At 45.1% G+C, this 20,097-nt stretch carries 18 protein-coding genes and 1 other annotated feature; of the genes, 5 read left to right on the top strand and 13 right to left on the bottom strand.

Going from position 1 to position 20,097, the window contains the following annotated elements; all coding sequences use genetic code 11:
* Positions 1 to 3: 3 nt before the first annotated feature.
* From leuS to NIT04_RS05410, 4 genes are all read right to left on the bottom strand, one after another.
* Positions 4 to 2,418 carry a leucine--tRNA ligase gene (gene leuS, locus NIT04_RS05425; protein WP_252502576.1) on the bottom strand — a complete coding sequence of 805 codons (2,415 nt, stop codon included), beginning with the start codon at positions 2,416 to 2,418 and terminating at the stop codon, positions 4 to 6.
* Positions 2,419 to 2,497: 79 nt separating this feature from the next.
* Positions 2,498 to 2,713: a binding site (T-box leader), on the bottom strand.
* 112 nt (positions 2,714 to 2,825) lie between these two features.
* Positions 2,826 to 3,470 carry a CoA transferase subunit B gene (locus NIT04_RS05420; RefSeq protein ID WP_252502575.1) on the bottom strand — a complete coding sequence of 215 codons (645 nt, stop codon included), beginning with the start codon at positions 3,468 to 3,470 and terminating at the stop codon, positions 2,826 to 2,828.
* Between the two features lie 9 nt (positions 3,471 to 3,479).
* Positions 3,480 to 4,166: a CoA transferase subunit A gene (locus NIT04_RS05415; RefSeq protein WP_252502574.1), complete on the bottom strand. Its 687-nt coding sequence runs from the start codon at positions 4,164 to 4,166 to the stop codon at positions 3,480 to 3,482.
* A 108-nt stretch (positions 4,167 to 4,274) separates the two neighbouring features.
* On the bottom strand, positions 4,275 to 5,456 hold the full coding sequence (locus NIT04_RS05410) for an MFS transporter (RefSeq protein ID WP_252503199.1): 1,182 nt from the start codon (positions 5,454 to 5,456) through the stop codon (positions 4,275 to 4,277).
* Between the two features lie 174 nt (positions 5,457 to 5,630).
* Between NIT04_RS05410 and NIT04_RS05405 the strand changes: the two genes are divergently transcribed.
* Positions 5,631 to 6,590: a TIGR01212 family radical SAM protein gene (locus NIT04_RS05405; RefSeq protein ID WP_252502573.1), complete on the top strand. Its 960-nt coding sequence runs from the start codon at positions 5,631 to 5,633 to the stop codon at positions 6,588 to 6,590.
* Positions 6,587 to 7,180 (top strand): class I SAM-dependent methyltransferase, encoded by a 594-nt coding sequence (locus NIT04_RS05400; protein ID WP_371922502.1) that lies wholly within the window; start codon positions 6,587 to 6,589, stop codon positions 7,178 to 7,180. The genes NIT04_RS05405 and NIT04_RS05400 overlap by 4 nt, the downstream gene beginning before the upstream one ends.
* 65 nt (positions 7,181 to 7,245) lie before the next feature.
* Here the strand turns inward: NIT04_RS05400 and NIT04_RS05395 are convergent, their stop codons facing one another.
* The 3 genes from NIT04_RS05395 to NIT04_RS05385 all read right to left on the bottom strand — a co-directional run bounded on the left by NIT04_RS05395 (position 7,246) and on the right by NIT04_RS05385 (position 8,843).
* The gene (locus NIT04_RS05395) at positions 7,246 to 7,974 is read right to left on the bottom strand and encodes an SDR family NAD(P)-dependent oxidoreductase (RefSeq protein WP_252502572.1); all 729 of its coding nucleotides are present in this window, start codon (positions 7,972 to 7,974) and stop codon (positions 7,246 to 7,248) included.
* Positions 7,975 to 7,996: 22 nt separating this feature from the next.
* The gene (locus tag NIT04_RS05390) at positions 7,997 to 8,152 is read right to left on the bottom strand and encodes a hypothetical protein (protein WP_252502571.1); all 156 of its coding nucleotides are present in this window, start codon (positions 8,150 to 8,152) and stop codon (positions 7,997 to 7,999) included.
* Between the two features lie 109 nt (positions 8,153 to 8,261).
* Positions 8,262 to 8,843, bottom strand: a complete 582-nt coding sequence (locus NIT04_RS05385; RefSeq protein ID WP_252502570.1) for a 3D domain-containing protein — start codon at positions 8,841 to 8,843, stop codon at positions 8,262 to 8,264.
* A gap of 127 nt (positions 8,844 to 8,970) precedes the next feature.
* Here NIT04_RS05385 and NIT04_RS05380 point away from each other — a divergent pair, with 127 nt between their 5' ends.
* Together NIT04_RS05380 and NIT04_RS05375 are read left to right on the top strand one after the other, a co-directional pair.
* Positions 8,971 to 9,486 carry a GNAT family N-acetyltransferase gene (locus tag NIT04_RS05380; protein WP_252502569.1) on the top strand — a complete coding sequence of 172 codons (516 nt, stop codon included), beginning with the start codon at positions 8,971 to 8,973 and terminating at the stop codon, positions 9,484 to 9,486.
* 112 nt (positions 9,487 to 9,598) lie between these two features.
* The gene (locus NIT04_RS05375) at positions 9,599 to 10,261 is read left to right on the top strand and encodes a GntR family transcriptional regulator (protein ID WP_252502568.1); all 663 of its coding nucleotides are present in this window, start codon (positions 9,599 to 9,601) and stop codon (positions 10,259 to 10,261) included.
* A gap of 103 nt (positions 10,262 to 10,364) precedes the next feature.
* Here the strand turns inward: NIT04_RS05375 and brnQ are convergent, their stop codons facing one another.
* The 5 genes from brnQ to NIT04_RS05350 form a co-directional block, all read right to left on the bottom strand.
* The gene (gene brnQ / locus NIT04_RS05370; RefSeq protein WP_252502567.1) at positions 10,365 to 11,735 is read right to left on the bottom strand and encodes a branched-chain amino acid transport system II carrier protein; all 1,371 of its coding nucleotides are present in this window, start codon (positions 11,733 to 11,735) and stop codon (positions 10,365 to 10,367) included.
* Positions 11,736 to 11,942: 207 nt separating this feature from the next.
* A complete protein-coding gene (locus NIT04_RS05365) occupies positions 11,943 to 15,020 on the bottom strand; it encodes an SbcC/MukB-like Walker B domain-containing protein (protein ID WP_252502566.1) in 3,078 nt (1,025 codons plus the stop codon).
* The gene (locus tag NIT04_RS05360) at positions 15,017 to 16,168 is read right to left on the bottom strand and encodes an exonuclease SbcCD subunit D (RefSeq protein WP_252502565.1); all 1,152 of its coding nucleotides are present in this window, start codon (positions 16,166 to 16,168) and stop codon (positions 15,017 to 15,019) included. Before NIT04_RS05360 ends, NIT04_RS05365 begins: the two co-directional genes overlap by 4 nt.
* A gap of 314 nt (positions 16,169 to 16,482) precedes the next feature.
* Positions 16,483 to 16,857 carry a nucleotide excision repair endonuclease gene (locus NIT04_RS05355; RefSeq protein ID WP_252502564.1) on the bottom strand — a complete coding sequence of 125 codons (375 nt, stop codon included), beginning with the start codon at positions 16,855 to 16,857 and terminating at the stop codon, positions 16,483 to 16,485.
* Between the two features lie 117 nt (positions 16,858 to 16,974).
* The gene (locus NIT04_RS05350; RefSeq protein WP_252502563.1) at positions 16,975 to 17,649 is read right to left on the bottom strand and encodes an SOS response-associated peptidase; all 675 of its coding nucleotides are present in this window, start codon (positions 17,647 to 17,649) and stop codon (positions 16,975 to 16,977) included.
* A 104-nt stretch (positions 17,650 to 17,753) separates the two neighbouring features.
* On the opposite strand from NIT04_RS05350, the gene NIT04_RS05345 reads away from it, so the two are divergent.
* Positions 17,754 to 18,179: a dual specificity protein phosphatase family protein gene (locus NIT04_RS05345; protein ID WP_252502562.1), complete on the top strand. Its 426-nt coding sequence runs from the start codon at positions 17,754 to 17,756 to the stop codon at positions 18,177 to 18,179.
* Between the two features lie 306 nt (positions 18,180 to 18,485).
* Here NIT04_RS05345 and NIT04_RS05340 read toward each other — a convergent pair whose 3' ends face one another.
* Complete coding sequence (locus NIT04_RS05340; protein WP_371922501.1) at positions 18,486 to 20,075, bottom strand: BCCT family transporter; 1,590 nt, start codon at positions 20,073 to 20,075, stop codon at positions 18,486 to 18,488.
* Between the last annotated feature and the right edge of the window lie 22 nt (positions 20,076 to 20,097).

Genomic DNA, 20,097 nt, shown 5'->3' with positions numbered 1-20,097 from the left:
TGCTTAAACAGCTACGATGTTGACCAATCTGCCTGGAATCGCGATGACTTTTTTCAATTCTTTTCCATCGATCCATTCCTTCACAGTTTCATCTGCAAGTGCAACCTTTTCGAGATCTTCTTTCGTAATGTCTTTTGCGACATTGATTTTCGCACGGACTTTTCCGTTGATTTGCACAGCAACTTCGACTGTGTCATCGAACAGTTTTGATTCGTCGTACGTCGGCCATGCGACATACGAAATCGATTCATTATGGCCTAACTTCTCCCAAAGCTCCTCTGCCAGGTGCGGAGTGATCGGAGAAATCATAATGACAAAGCCTTCAACGAATTCTTTCGGAATCGAGTCGACTTTATACCCTTCATTGATGAACACCATCATTTGAGAAATGGCAGTGTTGTTACGCATACCCTCGAAGTCTTCCGTTACTTTCTTCACGGTTTGGTGATACACCTTTTCAAGCGATCCGCCTGGCTCCCCGCCAATTTTCGAGCTTAGCGTTCCGTCTTCATTGACGAATAATCGCCAAATGCGATCCAAGAAACGACGGGATCCGTCCAGACCGTTTGTCGACCATTCTTTTGAAGCTTCAAGCGGTCCCATGAACATTTCGTATAGACGAAGCGTATCCGCGCCGTGTGAATGGACGATGTCGTCAGGGTTGATGACGTTGCCGAGTGACTTGGACATCTTCACATGCCCCTCTCCAAGGATCATTCCTTGGTTGAACAATTTTTGGAAAGGCTCCTTCGTCGGTACGACGCCGATATCATAAAGAACCTTATGCCAGAAGCGGGCGTATAGAAGGTGCAGCACCGCATGCTCCGCGCCGCCGACGTAAATGTCGACCGGCAACCAGCGTTCTGCCAACTTCGGATCAATTAGCATCTCGTCATTATCCGGATCGATATAGCGCAAGTAATACCAGCAGCTTCCTGCCCATTGCGGCATCGTATTCGTTTCCCGTCGGCCTTTCATGCCGGTATCCGGATCGACGACATTGACCCACTCTTCGATATTCGCAAGTGGTGATTCGCCTGTTCCGCTTGGCTTGATGTTATCTGTCTTCGGCAGCATCAATGGCAAATCGGATTCATCGACTGGAGTCATCGAGCCGTCTTCCCAATGGATGATCGGAATCGGTTCACCCCAATAACGCTGTCTGGAGAATAGCCAATCGCGTAGACGATACGTAATTTTCTTCTCACCTTTACCGTTTTCAACGAACCATGCAATCGCTTTTTCAATCGCTTCGTCTTTTCCTAGCCCGTTCAAGAAATCAGAGTTAATATGCTCTCCGTCGCCTGTATACGCTTCTTTCGAAATATCTCCACCTGCAACGACTTCAACGATTGGCAAATCAAATTCTTTTGCAAACTCATAGTCGCGTTCGTCATGTGCAGGAACCGCCATGATAGCGCCCGTTCCATATGAAGCAAGGACATAATCCGCAATCCAAATCGGCATTTTTTCACCGCTTGCAGGATTAATTGCGTAAGCGCCAGTGAACACGCCCGTCTTCTCTTTCGCAAGATCAGTACGCTCTAAGTCGCTTTTCGTTTTCACTTTATCGAGATACGCTTCAACAGCTTCCTTTTGCTCTGCTGTCGTAATTTGCTCAACTAGCTTGTGCTCAGGGGCAAGGACCGCATACGTCGCACCAAAGATCGTGTCCGGACGCGTCGTGAATGCTTCGAATGAAAGATCCGTTCCGTCAATCTCAAACGTCAATTGAGCACCTTCAGAGCGTCCGATCCAGTTGCGTTGCATATCCTTCAAGCTTTCAGGCCAATCAAGATCCTCCAGATCTTCAAGTAAACGATCCGCATATTCTGTTATGCGCAATACCCATTGGCGCATCGGGCGGCGCTCGACCGGATGACCGCCACGTTCGGATTTGCCGTCAATGACTTCCTCGTTCGCAAGGACTGTTCCAAGTGCCGGGCACCAGTTGACAGGCACTTCATCGATGTATGCCAAGCCTTTTTTATACAATTGGATAAAAATCCATTGCGTCCATTTGTAATATTTCGGATCTGTCGTATTCACTTCACGGTCCCAGTCGTAGGAAAACCCAAGGTCATTCATTTGACGCTTGAACGTCGCGATGTTTTTTGCCGTGAATTCTGCAGGGTCATTCCCCGTGTCGATCGCATATTGTTCAGCAGGCAATCCGAAAGCGTCCCACCCCATCGGATGGAGGACATTATAGCCCTGCTTCCGTTTGAATGAACTTAAAATGTCCGTCGCGATATAACCAAGCGGATGGCCGACGTGAAGCCCGGCACCGGAAGGGTATGGGAACATATCAAGCGCGTAGAACTTCGGCTTGGATTCGTCATTGACCATTTTGTACGTCTTGTTGTCTTTCCAGTACTGCTGCCATTTCTTTTCGATTTCTACATGTTTATAACTCATTGCTGTTCATTCCTTCCCTCTATATTCAAAATGCGTATTGCGGTTTCGCGGAAATAAAAAAACTCCCGTCCCTTAATCGATAAGGGACGAGAGGTATATGTACTCCCGCGGTGCCACCCAAATTGACGGCAAAGCCGCCCAACTTGTTTCCTTAACGCGGAAAACGGCACTGGCTACTTTTTGTTCACCGATGCAGGCTCAAAGGCGAGTTCATCGTAGTCGTACAGGCTTGCACCAAACCGCCTGCTCTCTTCAATCGACCGGACCGATTACTATTCCTTTTCAACGCCAACGCTATTTGAATTCAGTTTATTGTAGTGTACCCGAAATTGTTCCAAAATACAATACATGAAAAAATATAGCTAAAAAAACACCAAGTCCTTCAGCGAGGACTTGGCATGTATATGTCAATCAATATTCACATTCAGTTCCGCTTCGGTCGAATTGATGACGTCTTCGACTGTGAACCCTTCGAATACTTCCTTCAATTCAAGACCATCCGGCGTTACGTCGATCAAGGCGCGTTCCGTGATGATTTTATGGACGACGCCTTTTCCTGTCAACGGCAACGAGCATTCCTTCTTGATTTTGGGCGAGCCGTCTTTCGCGACGTGGTCCATGATGACGATGATTTTTTTAGCGCCATGCACGAGATCCATCGCACCGCCCATCCCTTTGATCATCTTGCCTGGAATCATCCAGTTCGCAAGGTCTCCTTTTTCGGACACTTCCATACCGCCAAGGATGGCTACATCGACATGCCCTCCACGGATCATGGCAAATGATTCAGCACTATCGAAAAATGCAGAGCCGGGAATCGTCGTAACCGTTTCTTTGCCCGCGTTGATCAAATCTGGATCGACCTGGTCTTCCGTCGGATACGGCCCGATGCCAAGGAGGCCGTTTTCCGATTGCAGCACGACCGTTTTGTCTTCCGATATATAGTTGGCGACCAATGTCGGCATTCCGATGCCAAGGTTGACGTAGTCGCCGTCTTTAATTTCCTTTTCCGCACGTCTTGCAATTCTCTCTCTCAAATTCATCGTGAACATCCCCTTCCCTTATCGAGTCGTCAGTCGCTCTATCCGTTTCTCCTGCTTTGCTTGCAATAATCCTTGTACGTAGATGCTCGGCGTATGGATCGTCGCCGGGTCGAGGTCGCCCGTCTCTACGATTTCTTCCACTTCTGCAATGGTGATTTTGCCTGCCGCCGCCATCATCGGATTGAAGTTTTGGGCTGTCTTGTTATAGATCAAGTTACCAATCTTATCCGCCTTTGCTGCGCGAACTAATGCAAAATCTGCGACGAGCGCTTCTTCAAGGACATATTCCTTGCCATTGAATACCCTAATTTCTTTTCCGTCCGCAACAGTCGTCCCTACTCCTGCCGGTGTGTAAAATGCTGGGATCCCTGCTCCGCCTGCACGAATCTTTTCAGCGAGCGTCCCTTGCGGTGTCAGTTCGACTTCGATTTCACCTGAAAGCACTTGGCGTTCGAATTCCTTATTTTCTCCGACATACGATCCTATCATCTTCTTAATCTGCTTTTCTTTCAATAACAGACCAAGACCCCACTCATCCACTCCACAGTTATTCGAAATGATCGTCAAATCTTTGACGCCTTTCTCAACAAGCGCCAATATGAGCTGTTCCGGGATTCCGACAAGTCCGAAGCCCCCCACCATTAAAGTGGAGCCGTCTTCGATCTGCGAAATCGCTTCCATAGCTGTTGAATAAATCGGTTTCATCTAGCATTCCCCCTTTAAATCCTTCAGAAAAATTGCAACTGTCCTATATTCATTTAATCAAACTATTTGACGGGAAGCAATCTTCCAAACTAAAAAACCGGAAATCCCTTATTGGATGTCCGGTTTTTGATTCGATTTCAACGGCCTGTCGTATACAAGCGTTGTGATGATTGTAATGGCCATGAGGCTCGTCAGAAGCAAGAGCATCATTTTCATTCCGTGGATTTCAACGAGGATGCCCCCCGCCAAAGGACCGATCATACGGCCGATCGTCGCAGCGGAGTTGACGACTCCCTGGTAAAACCCATCCCTACCTTTCGGTGCAAGCTGGCTCGCCAAAGTTGGAATGGCCGGCCAAACGATCATTTCACCGAATGTGAGGATGACCATCGAAACGATGAACATTTTAAAAGACCCTGCAAAACTGACGACGATGAAGGAGATGATAAAGATTACCGTCCCGATGACCATCTGCGCTTTCAGCTGCTTTTCAAGCCGTTTGATAAGCGGTTTGATGAGCGGTTGCCCAATAACGATCAGCAATCCGTTAACCGTCCAAATGAAGCTGTACTCCCTTAATGTTACGCCGAGTGCTAATGCATGGGTGGAAATCGTCGTCGACCATTGAGAATAGACAAGCCACGTGATCAAATAACCGCCGACTAAAATGAGCAAAGCATAAAAAGGTGCTTTATTCTTAATGCGCGCTGTCTCACGGATAATATCAGTGTGGCGATCGGGTGCGATTTCCAGCTTTTTATATCCGAAGTAGGCAATGAAAAGAAAAACAACATAAAAGAGCAAGTTCGCAGAGAATATATAATCAATATGCACTGATGCTATCAAACCCGCGAGTGCAGGTCCGATTGCAACGCCGACATTTTGCGCCAAGTAAATCGAGTTGAATGCTTTCCTTCCGCCTTCCGGCCAGATTGTTCCGACCATCGCATACATGCTCGGAAAGATGATACCGCCGCTAAATCCTAATACTGTAAGCAAAATGATATATGGATACCAATCATGATCGTACACGAGATAGGCAAGTGCCAAAATCGAAATAATGATGCCCGCCATAATCGATTTGAAACCACCAATCCGGTCAAATAAAAAACCGCCAAGGAGATTCCCGACGACACCAGCTCCGGCATTCGCCATGAGCACAAGGCCCGCGACCGCCAACGATTTGCCGAGGTATTCATGCATATAAATCGTATTCAAAGGCCAGAGGAACGAGTTCCCTATGACATTGACAAACATTCCTATGATAAGTAGCCAAACTTTATTTGGTATTTCCATTTTAGGCATTTTCCATTGCCTCCGATCTCTATCTCCTACTAGCAAAGGCTATTTCGAGTGTATGCCTTTTTTTGGTTTGGGACAAGAAAAACGGAATATGTTCCGCAATTCAGATGACAACGATCGAATTCGACATGGTACAATGAATCGTTAGAGGAGTTGAAATAGATGGTTGACTACATTTACCCGTTCCCTACTGAGGGGAAACGGTATCATACATGGTCACGGCATTTAAAGGACGAATTCGGCTTTAAAATATTCAAGGTCGCTCTTGATGCGGGATTTGATTGTCCAAACAGGGACGGCACGGTTGCTTATGGCGGTTGTACATTTTGCAGTGTCGCAGGCTCGGGCGATTTTGCGGGAGACCGGGCAAAGCCGATCGAAGTCCAATTTGCGGAGATTCGTGACAAGATGCATCAGAAATGGAAAGAAGGCAAGTACATCGCCTACTTTCAGGCTTACACGAATACGCATGCCCCGCTTCCCGTTTTGAAGGAGAAATTCGAAGCGGCTCTCGCTCAACCAGGCGTCGTCGGTATATCTATCGGAACTCGTCCCGATTGTCTTCCTAATGATGTCGTCGACTATTTGGCTGAGCTGAATGAACGGACGTATTTGTGGGTCGAATTAGGTTTGCAGACCGTTCATGAGAAAACGGCCATATTGGTGAACAGAGCGCATGATTACGCCACTTACGTGGAAGGCGTAGAAAAACTGCGGAAGCACGGCATCCGTGTTTGCACCCATATCATCAATGGACTGCCGCTCGAAGATAGAGAAATGATGATGGAAACAACGAGACAAGTGGCGAAGCTCGACGTCCAAGGCATTAAGATTCATCTATTGCATTTGCTGAAAGGAACTCCGATGGTGAAACAATACGAAAAGGGCTTACTGAAGTTTCTTGAGAGAGATGAATATATCAACCTTGTCGTCGATCAACTGGAAATACTTCCTCCAGAAATGATTGTCCATCGTATTACCGGAGACGGTCCGCTCGATTTAATGATCGGTCCGATGTGGAGTGCGTCGAAGTGGGATGTACTGAATGGAATCGACAAAGAATTGGAACGACGCGACAGCTATCAAGGGAAGTTTTACGGAAAGGCGGTTGAACGCATTTGAGTACGATACTATTGCACAGGGTTTTGCCCTTTTCAAAACGGTTAATGAGTGAAACTGTTTCACCAGGTGATACGGTTGTCGACGCGACTGCGGGAAACGGAAATGACACATTATTCCTGGCGGAGCTCGTAGGAGAAGAAGGACGTGTATTCGCTTTCGATATTCAGCAAGCTGCGCTCGAATCGACCGCGAACAGATTGGATAGGCTGAATGATCGTGTCACATTGATTTTGGACAGCCATGCCAATGTGGATCAGTACGTAACAAAGCCGATTGGCGGAGCGATGTTCAATTTGGGGTACCTTCCATATAGTGAAGATCTGTCCATCATCACAAAACCGGATTCGACAATCGAAGCTATCGATAAGCTTCTCGGCATGCTGAAGAAGGGTGGAATCATAACGATATCCGTTTATGATGGCCATGAAGGCGGGAAGGAAGAGCGTGATGCTTTGCTCGCCTATGTGAAGTCGCTCCACCAGGCCGATGTTCATGTCATCCGTTATGAATTGCTGAACCAACGAAAAAATCCCCCATTTTTGATTGCCATCGAAAAAGTGAGGGATTTTGAACAGGTCGAGCGAGTGTAAAATAAAAATGGGTGTCCGAAAGAAAGTTTGCCATTACGGCTTCTTTCTAATCGGACACCCCTTTTTTATTCGCTGATCTTTCGGATATCCGCGATTGGTCCAAGTGAGCCGAAGTCTTCACGATCCAGAACCGCTATCAGCTTGCTTGCTGTCTCTTCTGCACTGCTTAAATGACCGTGCCGTTTGTAGTCAACGAAACGGTCATGCAATGGAAAGTCATCCGCATTGCTTGCCCGAATCGTTTCTTGCATGCCGGTGTCGATGATTCCAGGGGCAATCGATAGGATGTCCACAGGGTATTCGGCCTGTTTCTGCTCCAATGATACGACGCGGGAAAAGTGGTCGAGCCCCGCTTTTGTCGTGCAATAAACACCCCAGCCTTCATATGGATTCCTGCCTGCTCCCGAAGAGATATTGACGATTCTCTTATCGCCCTCAAACTTTTCAAGCGCTGAGATGAATGCATTCGAAAGGATCATAGGAGCCGTCAGATTGACAGCGAGCGCTTCTGACAGTTTCGCTTCGTCTATTGTCCCGATCATCCCGATCGGTTCCACTGTTCCCGCATTATTAATTAATGTAAAGGATGTCGCAGACGAAACGTTCTCTTCAACGACATTACTAATCAGCTCAGCCAAACGACCGATCTGTAAAAGATCCACAGTCAACATATCTTCGTCCCCGATTGCATTTGTCCGGGCCATGCCGATTACCTTATCCCCCCTAGACTTCAATTGTTTCATCAATTCAAAACCGATTCCTTTCGATGCGCCGGTAACAATAAAAATGTTCATCTTTTTCCCCTTTCAAATTTACTCAAACAAAGTATTCAATTTCCGTCTTCCCTGAATCTTGTTGAAGCTTATCTTCCCCGATTTTCACTTTTCCTGGAATCTCGACATAAGCGATCCAAATGTATAATGCGATTGCTATAATCGCGATTAAACCAATGATCAATCTTCTCTTCTCCATATTCACTCCCCATTCCCCTCGTTTTACAACAGTTTACCATGATGGTTGGATCTATGGAGGAATTAAAATAGCCAACCCCTTCCAAGATGAAAGGGTTGGCTAGCTATCGTCATTTCAATATTTTTATCTTCACGTCTTTTCTTCCCCATTTATACGCTTCGCTTTTGCTTGGGAAGAAGACATCGATTTTATTTCCTTTAATCGACCCTCCGGTATCGCCTGCGATGGCATATCCGTAACCTTCCACGTATACTTTAGTTCCTAATGGTATAATGGATGGATCGACAGCAATTACTTTCGCGTCAGGATTGCGCTTCAAGTTGATGCCTGTTGAAGTAATGCCCGAACAGCCGTTGCAATTTGCCGTATAAGCACTTGCGGAAACCGTGAGTTCCTTTACAACATTGTCATCATCAGATCGCGAAGGTGTTTTGGCAACCTTTTCAGATGATATTTTAGCGACATTTGCATCGGTCTTGACGACCTTCAAGTTTTGATTTGGATGAATGATATCCGATTTGATGCCATTCCATGTTTTTAATTCTTTTACGGTGATGTTATGCATTTCCGCTATCTTATAGAGCGTATCACCTTTTTTGACCTTATACGTTGAAGAGGCTGCAAAACTTTCGGTCGTGCTACCGATCAATAAAACTACTGTAAAAATAAGCGTCACAATATGTTTTCTCAAGTTTTCTACTCCCCGCCTTTTTTAGTCTATCCATAGATTAGCAGGGAAGTATTACACGGATGTTACAGTTTGCAACCAGTATCATTACAAAAGAAAAGTGAATATTACACTGGGAGGTAATTTTAATTTGACTGAAATTTTAGTGAAAACAGCAAGAAGGAATGAAGCAAAATCCATCGCTGACTTGCTTTCAAGATGCCAATGGTTCACTTATGGTGAACTGTTTTCAAAAGCTTATATTGAGCGTCTAATTGAGAAATATTACAATGTCGAACGCATCGAACAGGAAGTCACAACAATCGACAAAAGGTGGCACGGCTATATTGTCGCTGAAAAGGCAGGAAACATACTAGGAGTCATTGGCGGCGGGATAAAAGACGAGACGGATGGAGAGATTTACGTCTTCTATGTTGCCCCTGAAGTAAGAGGAAAAGGAATCGGTTCAAGACTTCTTGATTTTTATACAAAAGTACAAAAGCATACATACGGTGCGGATCGGCAATGGGTTTCTGTTGCAAAAGGCAATATGTACGGCATCCCTTTTTATGAAGCGAAAGGCTTTACATACGTGCGGGAAGAGATATCTTATGGGGCTACCGAAGAGGATGAAGATATTTCGCTCGTCTACTCCCGCTTGATTTAAACCGATATATTGAATATCAAAACTTTCCCCCATGATTCTTTTACTGTATACTATTGGTACTAGAAATGTAGCAAGCATGATTTTCAAATTGCAAGCAGGATGGTGATGAGTAATGCCGATTCCTTCGGAGCATCAAAAGCCGACACGGAAGACAGCGAAAGAAAGTGCATTTAATCAATTACAGCAATGGATCATTGATGGAACATTGCAGCCAGGTGAGAAGTTGAACGATATTGAATTGGCAGAAGCGCTCGGTGTCAGCAGAACGCCAATCCGCGAGTCGCTGCAATTGCTCGAAGTCCAAGGATTCGTGAAAATGTATCCAGGGAAAGCGACACAAGTGACAGAGGTCGTCAAAGAATCGATCAATGACCTGTTGCCGCCACTAGCCGCCCTGCAGGCATTGTCTGCGGAACTTGCTATCCCCAATTTAGATGATACCGTCATAACAGATTTGGAAGAGACGAATGATCGTTTCGCACAAGCCGTCCATGAAGAAGATTATTTTACGGCTTTGAAAATCGATGAGGATTTTCACCAAATCATCGTCGACCAAGCCTCAAACCAATATATACATTCCATTGTCGCTTCGTTGCAAACCCATGTGCGCCGGCTATTCTTCCACAACTCGATTATCTTGACGGAAGAGTCGATTGAAGAGCACAAAGATATTATCCGCTTCCTGAAAGATGGAAATGGTGAAAAAGCAGCGGCCGTCATGCGCGAAAACTGGCTCCGTGCCATTGATGAATTTAATTCAAAGAAAACAGAATAACATGATACTCTATTAGAGCAAAAAAGGTATAATCCCCTAGATGTTATGGGAATTATACCTTTTTCATTATCCATATTTTGCGTTCAGTTGATTCAAGCGGTAATTAGCCTTCATCGTATCGTACAGACGGCTGAAGAATTTTAGCTATGATTCCAGTAATAAGGATCACAATCGCTACCGGAAGAAGCCAGCCGAGACCTTCGCTGTAGAGCGGTAAAACCCGATCGTAGAAAGCTATAATTCCCCTAAGCCAGTTCGGCCACTCCTGTTCAACAACCCCCAACGTACCATAAAGAGTTTTCACTCCATCAATGACACTTATTAAAAATGCTACAACTGTCGCACTGACGTAGACGAATCTTGAATGATTGAACAATGGTGAAGTGAACGTCAGCAACATGAGAACGACAGCTAGCGGATATAAAAACATCAAAACCGGGATGGAATACGTAATGATATTGGCCAATCCGAAGTTTGCCACAATAAAACAGAAAGTCGTGAAAATCGTGACAAACGCTTTGTAACTTACTTTAGGAATGATCGTGTTAAAATATTCACCGCAAGCAGTCATTAACCCGATACTCGTCGTCAAGCAGGCCAGTATAATGATTACTGCTAGCATGACGGACCCAAAAGTTCCGAAATAATGGGCGGCTGCACCGCTTAACACAGGACCGCCTGTATCCAAAAGACCGAATTTTTCTGTAGTTGTTGCCCCGAGATAAGCGATTCCTACATATAAAAGTGCAAGGAATCCAGCTGCGACGAAACCAGTTTTCATTGTCGCCGAGAGGATTTGGACATTATCTGTGACACCCATGGAACGGATGACATTAATGACAATAATTCCAAAGACGAGCGATGCTAATGCATCCATCGTGTTATACCCTTCCATGAACCCTTTCATGAACGCTCCATTCGAATATGCATCTACTGGAGATTGGATCGCTCCCATTGGGTTGATGAAAGCCACGACCAACAAGATGAGCAATAAAACAATAATGGCGGGTGACATGATTTTTCCGATCCGATCAACGATCTTTGCCGGGTTGAGCGATAACCATAACGTCACTCCGAAAAAGATGAGTGTGAAGATGAACAAAGCGAGACGCATGGACTCTTCCGGAATGAATGCGGAGAAGCCGATGTCAAATGCGACCGCCCCAGTACGAGGAGCTGCAAAGAACGGGCCAATCGTCAAATATAATAAAGATGTAAATAAGATAGCATAGACAGGATGGACTCGGCTCGCCAAATCTTGCAAGTTCCGACTTCCTGAAAAGCCCATCGCAAGTATTCCGAGAAAAGGCAATCCTACCCCTGTAATGAGGAAGCCGATGACTGCAGGCCATAGATTCGTCCCTGCATTTTGTCCCAACTGCGCGGGAAAAATTAAGTTACCGGCACCAAAGAAAAGTGCGAATAGCATGATTCCAATCAGTAGATAAGAAGTAAAAGATAGTTTATTCTGCATGGTTTTTAAATCCCTTCTTGTTGTAAATTGCGTTTGGTGCTGTATGCAATATATCGCGTTTTTTTATAATAAGCCCTCTGATTGTAAAATGCAATAGTAAAGTATTTTCTAAATATAACATTTTATTAGTTAATTGCTCCGGTTGGACTAGTAGTTAAAGATAAAAAAAGAGCAGACGGTTCGTGAAAACCGCTCTGCTCTCAGTTTTTATTTCAAAACAAATCGAGTGACGCTATGTCCTTCCTTGGACTTCTGAACTTCTAGTATTGCCGGAAAGGCAGTTTTTAACTCTTCCACGTGCGAGATGACGCCAATCATTCTTCCGGACTTTTGCAAATCAACGAGCGTGTCAACAGCTTTTTGCAACGCTTCCTCGTCCAATGTACCGAAGCCTTCATCGATGAACATCGTTTCTATGGACACTGCACCTTGATAGCTTTGGATGACATCCGCCATTCCTAACGCCAAGCTAAGTGAAGCATTGAATTTCTCCCCGCCGGACAACGTCTTCACATCTCTGCTCTGCCCGGTATAAGCATCATACACATCCAAGCCTAAGCCGCTCTGTCTTCCCCGCATTTCCTGACGATCGCTACGGACCAATTCATATTGTCCGTTGGATAAATTCCGTAGCCTTTCATTCGCAGATTGGATAATCCGCTCCAAATAATCGATTTGAATAAAACGTTCAAATGATAGCTTATAGTCATTCTGACCCCGGATGACATCGTATAGCCCCGTAATTTTACCGACTTCCTTTTCAAGGTCTTCCACGTCTTTTGCAGTCTTTTCTATATCCGATTTCAACCGGGTCAGCGCCTTTTCACATTCAATGGAATTGTTCCAATCAGCAAATGCTTTTTCATAGGCCGATTTCAATGTTTGAATCGTTTCGATTAGACTATCCAGGTCGGTTTTCTCTTTTCCAATAAGACCCGCTTCCAATTCATTGATCGCTTCCTTCGTCGCGTGTAGACGATGTTTGAACTGCATGACGTAATCCTTCAGAAGGAGCCTGTCCCCTTCTGTCATCTTCGCTTGCCGGTATTCCTCTTCCGTGTTAAATTCGGATGCCTGTAAAGCCTTTTTGAATCTGTCATCCGCTCGATCTCTTTTTTCAATGCATTCATCCAATGCTGTCTTTAAATGGTTTTGCGAATTAATGGATGTTGCCAGTCTTTCCCTTGCTTCTTCCAACCTTTTTCGCACGGATTGCCAAGCTTCGTCCATTTGGCGTTTCCTTGACTCAGTTTCTTGGATCTCCGCTTGCAGGCGAGATAAGTCCCGTAACCCTTCTGGAATGGCAGAAAGCTCCCTATCCAGCAAAGCAGCTTCCTGTGCGAAAATCGTCTTTTGTTGAAACAACGCCTGTTCCAATTCAGATTTCCGCGTCAACCATTCATTCGATTCTTTGTCGGCTCTCTTTTGCTGCTCTTTCAACGAAGCAAGTTCTTCCCGCATTTTTCTCAGTTGCTCCACTTTTTCCGCTGCATTCTGTCCTTTAGTAAACAATACTTCCAGCCCTTCATTGATTTGAAGGTCATTCATTTCTTGTTCTTTTTCGGTAATTTGGGCGAGAACACTTTCACATTTCGCCTCTGCAGATCGAAAGGCGCTTTCAACCTCAGCTAAGTAGGACCTTTTCAAATCAAGTTCTTCTCGGGAAACAGCATTATTATCATGTCCAGCAACTTTTGAAGGGTGATGTGCGCTTCCGCAGACAGGGCAAGGCTCCCCTTCCTTCAACGTTTGCGCCAAATGTGCGGCTTGATCATTCAACCATGCATTTTGCATCATCTCAAACTCATTTTTTGTTTGAATGAACTTATTGGATGCAGCCTCTTTCTTTTCCGCCCAAACTGCGTAGTCTTTTTTTATGTTCTCATAGTCTCGGACGACTTTGTATTGCATTCTGATTGTGTTCAATTCTTCAATCAACTTGTCATAAGGAGAAATCGCCTGTTCGAATTTCTCTACGTTCACATTCAAGTCGGCCAATCTTTTCTTTTCTGTCTCTGCCTTTTCAGTGACCGATCTGAATTCGCCTTCCATTTTTCCGATTTTCAGTTTCAGCGCCAGCACATTTGCTTCCTTTGCAGCCAAGTCTGTCACGGCAGGGAGGTGATCGCGCAAACGGATGAGCCGCTCTGTTACAGCCCCTCTATCCTGCTCTTTCTCCTCTTCTTCCTTATATGCAATCTTCTTCTCTTCCAGATGATTCGTCGCCTCTTGGACAGCAATGAGTGCTTTTTGGAACTCGTTTTCCTTCGTCTTTGCATCTTCGGCCAGCATTCGGAATTGACCTTCGATTTCATGTATAACAGATGCCCGTTCAGCGTCTTCTATCCGCTTTTGCTTCAGCTCAACGGACGGAATTTCGTCCGTTAATTTCCCAAGAACGATTTTGCGTTGTTCCAGCTGTTCAAACTGCTCATTGCATTTTTTGGCTGCATGGTAGGCATCCAATATTTCCGCATGCTTTTGGTAGGCAGCTGTATACTTCTTTTCATCTGCGGCGCATTTCTCAACATAATGGACGATTTCCTGTTCGAGCGCGTCCATCACTTGCGATGTATTTGAATATTCCTGTGATAAGACTTCAAAGAGTAGTGATTCCCTAGGCGGAATGAGATTGGGAATTTGGTGAATATAGCCATCCACTTTCCTCTTTCCGTCCATCAATTGTTGATGCGCTTCATCTTTTCTTGTTTTTAAACGATTGACAATCTCCCTATACTCTTCCGTTTTGAAGATTTTTCTCATGATCGTTTCTTTATTCTCTGTATCAGATGTAAGAAATTTCCTGAATTCACCTTGCGGCAGCATTACGATCTGACTAAATTGGGCTTGTGTAAAACCGACAAGCTCCTCGACTTTCCGATTGATTTCCGAGACGATTTGACGGTCGACAAATGGAACTTCTCCACCATCCACAAGCTCAAAAAACTCACATCTCGCGGGCGTCTCGGTTTTATTGCCACTTTTCGTGTACGGGATTTGCCTCATGATACGGAACGTGCGGCCATTTATTTCAAAGATCAACTTAACGGCAGTTTGGACGGCATCATCAGCAAAATCGCTTCTCATCGAGCGGAATTCAGTCCGGTCTTCTCCGCTTGCCTGTCCATATAAAGCAAAGCAGATTCCGTCAAATATCGTTGTCTTCCCGGCACCTGTCGCCCCGGAAACTACAAACAGCCGATGCTCTTCAAGCTGGCGGAAATCAATCGTTTCTGTCCCTTTATATGGTCCGAAAGCAGTCATCGTCAATTGGATCGGCTTCATTTTTCAACACCCCCTTTGACTTCCTGCAACACTTCAGCAAAAATCCTCTCGGTTTCAGCATCAGGCTCCATATCGTTCATCTGGGAATAAAAGAAACGGAACAACGACAAATCATCCGGTTTTTCCTTGACTCCTGCTGTTTGCTGCTCGATTGCAGCCGATGTCCTCACCAGTTTCCTTTCAATATGCATGGCATTCGGATAGACGGACTTCACTTTTTCCATCGGAAATAAAACAGGCGTTTCGTCATGGAGCTTTACAAATACGTAATCTTCGCTAGGCGGGTGTGCAAGAATCTCTTCCATCGTTCCTTCAACGGTCCGCATATCATACAATGGAGCGAGCGCCCTCTTTTCGACATCCACTTTTCCTTCTCCATCCATTTCCACGATGAAATATCCCTTTGCATGATTCTCCTCTGAAATCGAATATTTCATCGGGGAACCCGCATAGCGGATTTTTTCACTGGAAACGTAATGCGCCTGATGCAAATGGCCGAGCGCCGTATAATTAAACGGTGAAAATAGGTGTGCTGCCACATATTCCGCCCCGCCAATTGCAAGCGGGCGTTCCGAATCGCTCGTATTCTCCTCTTCCTCACCAAAAGGAGTGACAAAAGCATGTCCCACGAATACATGGCGTGCAGTCCTATCCATGGATCCGCAAATTCGCTCGACCACCTTCTCCATTGCCGTATGATGGTCGGCAACGTCATCATCTTCGTATAAATGCTTCACTATCGATGGATCACAATAAGGCACTAGATGAAAATGGACTTCTCCGAAACGATCTGTCAGAACGACCGGCTCGATTTGTGCAGACATTTGGCCGACAATATGAAAGCCGTTCGATTGCATTAGCCTACTTCCAAATTGCAGACGTCCAGGACTGTCATGGTTTCCCGCCACTGCAATGACAGGTGTTTTCAGTTCCATAACAATTTCCCAGAGCACCTCATCCAATAAGGCGACTGCTTCCGGCGGCGGAACCGCCCGGTCATAAAGATCGCCCGCAATGATGACCGCATCGGGTCTCTCCTCACGTACAGCATCTACAAATTGACGAAGGACATGCCGCTGCCCTTCTGTCATATACACGCCTTGCACCAATTTGCCAAGATGCCAATCGGCAGTATGAAAAAACTTCATTTTCCTCAACCCCCTACTTACTCTATATTTTCCTTCTATCAAAACCGCATAAAATGATCTTAACGCGCATAAATCCCTGAAAAAGCGCATAACCGTCTCCAAAGAAGCATAAATCGTCGGAATCACGCATAATTGCCGCCAAAGACGCATAAATCGCTAGGATCGCGCATAAAAAACTCACGCCTCCGAGGAGAAGCCAATTCCTTTCATCATGCAATCTACCATTCATTTTACAGTAAGTTCTGCTGAAATTAAAACAGACAACAAAAAACGGGACATCCTTAAAATGGATATCCCGTTGAAACGTACGTGTATTATTCGAAAAACACTTTGTCTACATTATATTTTGCACGCATTGTATTAATGATGTAGGTTTCATAAATTTCCCGCTCCATCGGATCTTCAACGACGATAACTGAAATTTTGTTAACTTCATCCCGATGGTTTTTCAATGGAGATACGTTATCCTCAAGATGCTTTTTCACACGCTGACGAAGCTTTCTTGCTTTTCCTGTAAACAGCAGTTCATCACGATTATTGTAAAAAAGGATTAGTCCACCTTTATCACGCGGAATTTCATGAAGATCGATAAAACCATTGATCGGTTTAATCGGCGCTTCCTCACCGTTCATTTCTTGCTTGCGTTGCTGAATCGTTACATCCGGATTCGGTATTGTAATTGAGATCATTCATTTTCACGTCCTCTTCTTTTGTGAAATTAAATCCTACCATAATTCGGCTCGGATTGCGAACGCCGTCGAACGTACAACCGACAATTCATTCGACCGCGCGATTTTTCCCATTCGTCAGCAAACAGGCACAATAAGCGATTCCTCATTATTTTTCGGTGAATTCACCGCGGATGAGACACTATACGCCTCCATTTGCTTCTCATCGAACGGACGTAACATATTCCCCAGGAAATCCACGTCATCATTTCGTAGATCTAGCCACGCCGCCTCGTCTTCCCTTCTCAGTATGACCGGCATCCTGTCATGGATCGGTTTCACCAATTCATTCGGCTCAGTCGTGATGGCAGTGCACGTGTGAATGACCGTTCCGTTTGGGGACTCCCATGACTCCCACAATCCTGCAATGGCGAACAACTCATCATTCTTAAGCTTGATGCGCATCGGAATCTTCTCTCCGTCTTTCCTTTGCCATTCATAGAATGAATCTGCTGGTAGGATACAACGCTTTTTCTGGAACGCTTTCCGAAAGCTTGGTTTTTCAGCTACCGTTTCAGCCCGGGCATTGATCATTTTATATCCGATTTTCTCATCCTTCGCCCACGGAGGAATGAGCCCCCAACGAAGGTGCCCCAAACGGTTCTTGTGCCCATCATTGATGATAGCTGCCACTTGTTGGGATGGAGCGATGTTGTAGCTTGGTATATAATCATTTTCGGAAAATGCCGATTCAATATCGAATCGGTCGATGATTTCATAATACGGGGCAAATAAAGTGAAGCGTCCACACATAGGCATCCTCCTCTTCTTTAAAGATGATTTAGTTCATGGTACCATTACTTTTGGAGAGAATCATGAAAAGTGTCGTATGAGAATACATAGAGAAGGTGAAATTAATGACAAACAAACCGTATAAAGCATTGGTGACCGATCGGATCTTCTTCGGCGGTGTCAATGCGATTGATGAATTGTTGGCGAATGAAAAAATCGACATCATCTATGACTTGCGCGCGGAAGTGGATGATCCTTTGCCGAGTGATATAAGTATCCATCAGCCTCTATTGGATGATGCAGATGAACAGGACAACTCCATCCGTGAAGCGGTGAACAAAGTGATGGAAGCATACAAAGATGGGAAAAACATCTATTTCCATTGCAATACAGGAAGAGGCCGCGGCGGCACACTGGCCGCAGCCACTTTGCTTGAATTGGGGAAAGCGGAGAATGTCGAAGAAGCAGAGCTGATGACTCAAGCAATCCGACCAGAAACAAACATTAAACCTGCATTCAAAGACGCATTGAATCGTTTGTATGGAAAGTGAAAAAGTGGAGGCCGGGGATTACCCCACCTCCACTTTTTTATATGATTATTTTATACATAATCGAACGTATTTAAGTAGCTGCAGTTGCTTGGAGTGCAAGCGCGAGACTCCTGCGAAAGTCGTCACGAAGAACGGCTTTTGCGAGCAAAAGCGAAGCGTTGCGAGCACCTGATGTATGATTTCTGCACAGATCGCAGAAATCATACAAATCGAACCCTCCGCTGTTCGATTGGCTAAGGCAACGCCCGCGGAAAGCGAGTGCTGGAACGGAAAGAAACTGTCTGGGTTATATTGGGTTTTTTTCTTTTAATTCCGTATCCTTCTCCTAGCCTTCTTCTTCACTTCCTGCTCAATCTTCTCAAATTGCCTAATGTCAGTCGGCCTGACAGTAATCGGTTCCTTCCTCAAAAACTTCCCTAAGGAAAAAATGAGCAAAATGAGAAACAGGGTAAATGGAAGGGCGGAAACGAGAGACGCTGATTGCAAAGCCTCTAACCCACCTGCATAGAGCAAAACTGCTGCAATTGCAGACATGAGGAACCCCCAAATCATTTTGACAAGAAGCGGAGGGAACAAACTTCCTCTCGTCGTCATGCTAGCCAAAATATAGGTCGCAGAATCCGCAGATGTAATTAGGAAAGTAAAAATGAGTACGATTGCCAAAAATGAAACGACATTTGTGAATGGCAAATGGTTAAGTGTTTCAAAAATGGCTGAAGTGACATCTGCATCAACCGCTTCTGCAATCTTCGTACCGTTGTTCAAATCGCTATATAAAGCTGTGCCACCCAATGTAGCAATCCACATACAAGCAAATACAGGCGGAATAATCATCACTCCTGCAATGAATTCACGGATTGTACGACCTTTTGAAACTCGAGCAACGAAAGCTCCAACGAAAGGCGACCAAGCTATCGTCCATGCCCAGTAAAAGATCGTCCACTCCCTCACCCAACTTCCACCTTGATAGGGCTGCAACCGCAAGCTATACCGAATGAAATTATTGATGTAGTCCCCGATCGCCAATGTGAAACTTTCCAAGATGAAAACTTTTGGTCCGACAAAAAAGAAGAAGATGAGCATCGCAATGGCCATCGCTAAATTAAAATTGCCTAAATACGCGATTCCTTTATTCAAACCGGTCGATGCGGAAAGCATATAGGCGACGAAAACGATAAAGATAATAATCAGTTGCACCCAAAACGTATTTTTCGTCTGAAATACATATTCAAGTCCGCCGCTCATCTGCAACACGCCCATCCCGAGAGATGTCGCAATCCCCATTACCGTAGCAATAACGGCAAATGAGTCAATTCCTGTCTTCAAATGCCTGTTGGAACCGACTAACGGCTCCAAGGCAGTAGAGATTAGACCGTCCTTCTTTTTTCGGAACTGCATAAATCCGATTACAAGCCCTACAATGCCAAAAATGCCCCATTGCGAAATTCCCCAATGGAAAAATGAATAGCCCATTGCAATCCTCGCCGCGTCGTGCGATTGTGGTTCAATGCCATTTAGAGGCGATGAGAAGTAATGGCTCATCGGTTCTGCGACGCCCCAAAAGACAAGCCCTACTCCGAAACCAGCTGAAAAAAGCATGCCGATCCAAGTGAAAAATGGGTATTCTGGCCTTTCATCATCCCCACCTAAACGAATGGCTCCGAATTTACTAATTGCCAATCCGATCAAAAATACAATGATAATGAAAACTGTCAACAAATAGAACCAACCGAACTTCATTGTCGTAAACCCGTATAAACGTCCCGCAACCTTACCAAAAGGGCCCGGAATGGCTGCTCCGAGTATAACGAGTAATAAAATAACGACTGCCGATATTGAAAACACCGGGTTCTTCCAAAACTTTCTGTCCAAAGCAAAATCGACTCCTATAAACATAGTTAAAGAGTCTATACCCTAA

It is taken from the genome of Sporosarcina sp. Marseille-Q4943, from assembly GCF_943736995.1.
GTDB lineage: Bacteria > Bacillota > Bacilli > Bacillales_A > Planococcaceae > Sporosarcina.
This window is presented reverse-complemented; position numbering and strand designations above follow the sequence as displayed.

Bases quoted from the DNA above. Each gene is read 5' to 3' on its own strand.
- leuS (WP_252502576.1), bottom strand. From the start codon at position 2,418: ATGAGTTATAAACATGTAGAAATCGAAAAGAAATGGCAGCAGTACTGG.
- NIT04_RS05420 (WP_252502575.1), bottom strand. From the start codon at position 3,470: ATGTTCACGATGAATTTGAGAGAGAGAATTGCAAGACGTGCGGAAAAG.
- NIT04_RS05415 (WP_252502574.1), bottom strand. From the start codon at position 4,166: ATGAAACCGATTTATTCAACAGCTATGGAAGCGATTTCGCAGATCGAA.
- NIT04_RS05405 (WP_252502573.1), top strand. From the start codon at position 5,631: ATGGTTGACTACATTTACCCGTTCCCTACTGAGGGGAAACGGTATCAT.
- NIT04_RS05395 (WP_252502572.1), bottom strand. From the start codon at position 7,974: ATGAACATTTTTATTGTTACCGGCGCATCGAAAGGAATCGGTTTTGAA.
- NIT04_RS05390 (WP_252502571.1), bottom strand. From the start codon at position 8,152: ATGGAGAAGAGAAGATTGATCATTGGTTTAATCGCGATTATAGCAATC.
- NIT04_RS05375 (WP_252502568.1), top strand. From the start codon at position 9,599: ATGCCGATTCCTTCGGAGCATCAAAAGCCGACACGGAAGACAGCGAAA.
- brnQ (WP_252502567.1), bottom strand. From the start codon at position 11,735: ATGCAGAATAAACTATCTTTTACTTCTTATCTACTGATTGGAATCATG.
- NIT04_RS05365 (WP_252502566.1), bottom strand. From the start codon at position 15,020: ATGAAGCCGATCCAATTGACGATGACTGCTTTCGGACCATATAAAGGG.
- NIT04_RS05360 (WP_252502565.1), bottom strand. From the start codon at position 16,168: ATGAAGTTTTTTCATACTGCCGATTGGCATCTTGGCAAATTGGTGCAA.
- NIT04_RS05355 (WP_252502564.1), bottom strand. From the start codon at position 16,857: ATGATCTCAATTACAATACCGAATCCGGATGTAACGATTCAGCAACGC.
- NIT04_RS05350 (WP_252502563.1), bottom strand. From the start codon at position 17,649: ATGTGTGGACGCTTCACTTTATTTGCCCCGTATTATGAAATCATCGAC.
- NIT04_RS05345 (WP_252502562.1), top strand. From the start codon at position 17,754: ATGACAAACAAACCGTATAAAGCATTGGTGACCGATCGGATCTTCTTC.
- NIT04_RS05340 (WP_371922501.1), bottom strand. From the start codon at position 20,075: ATGTTTATAGGAGTCGATTTTGCTTTGGACAGAAAGTTTTGGAAGAAC.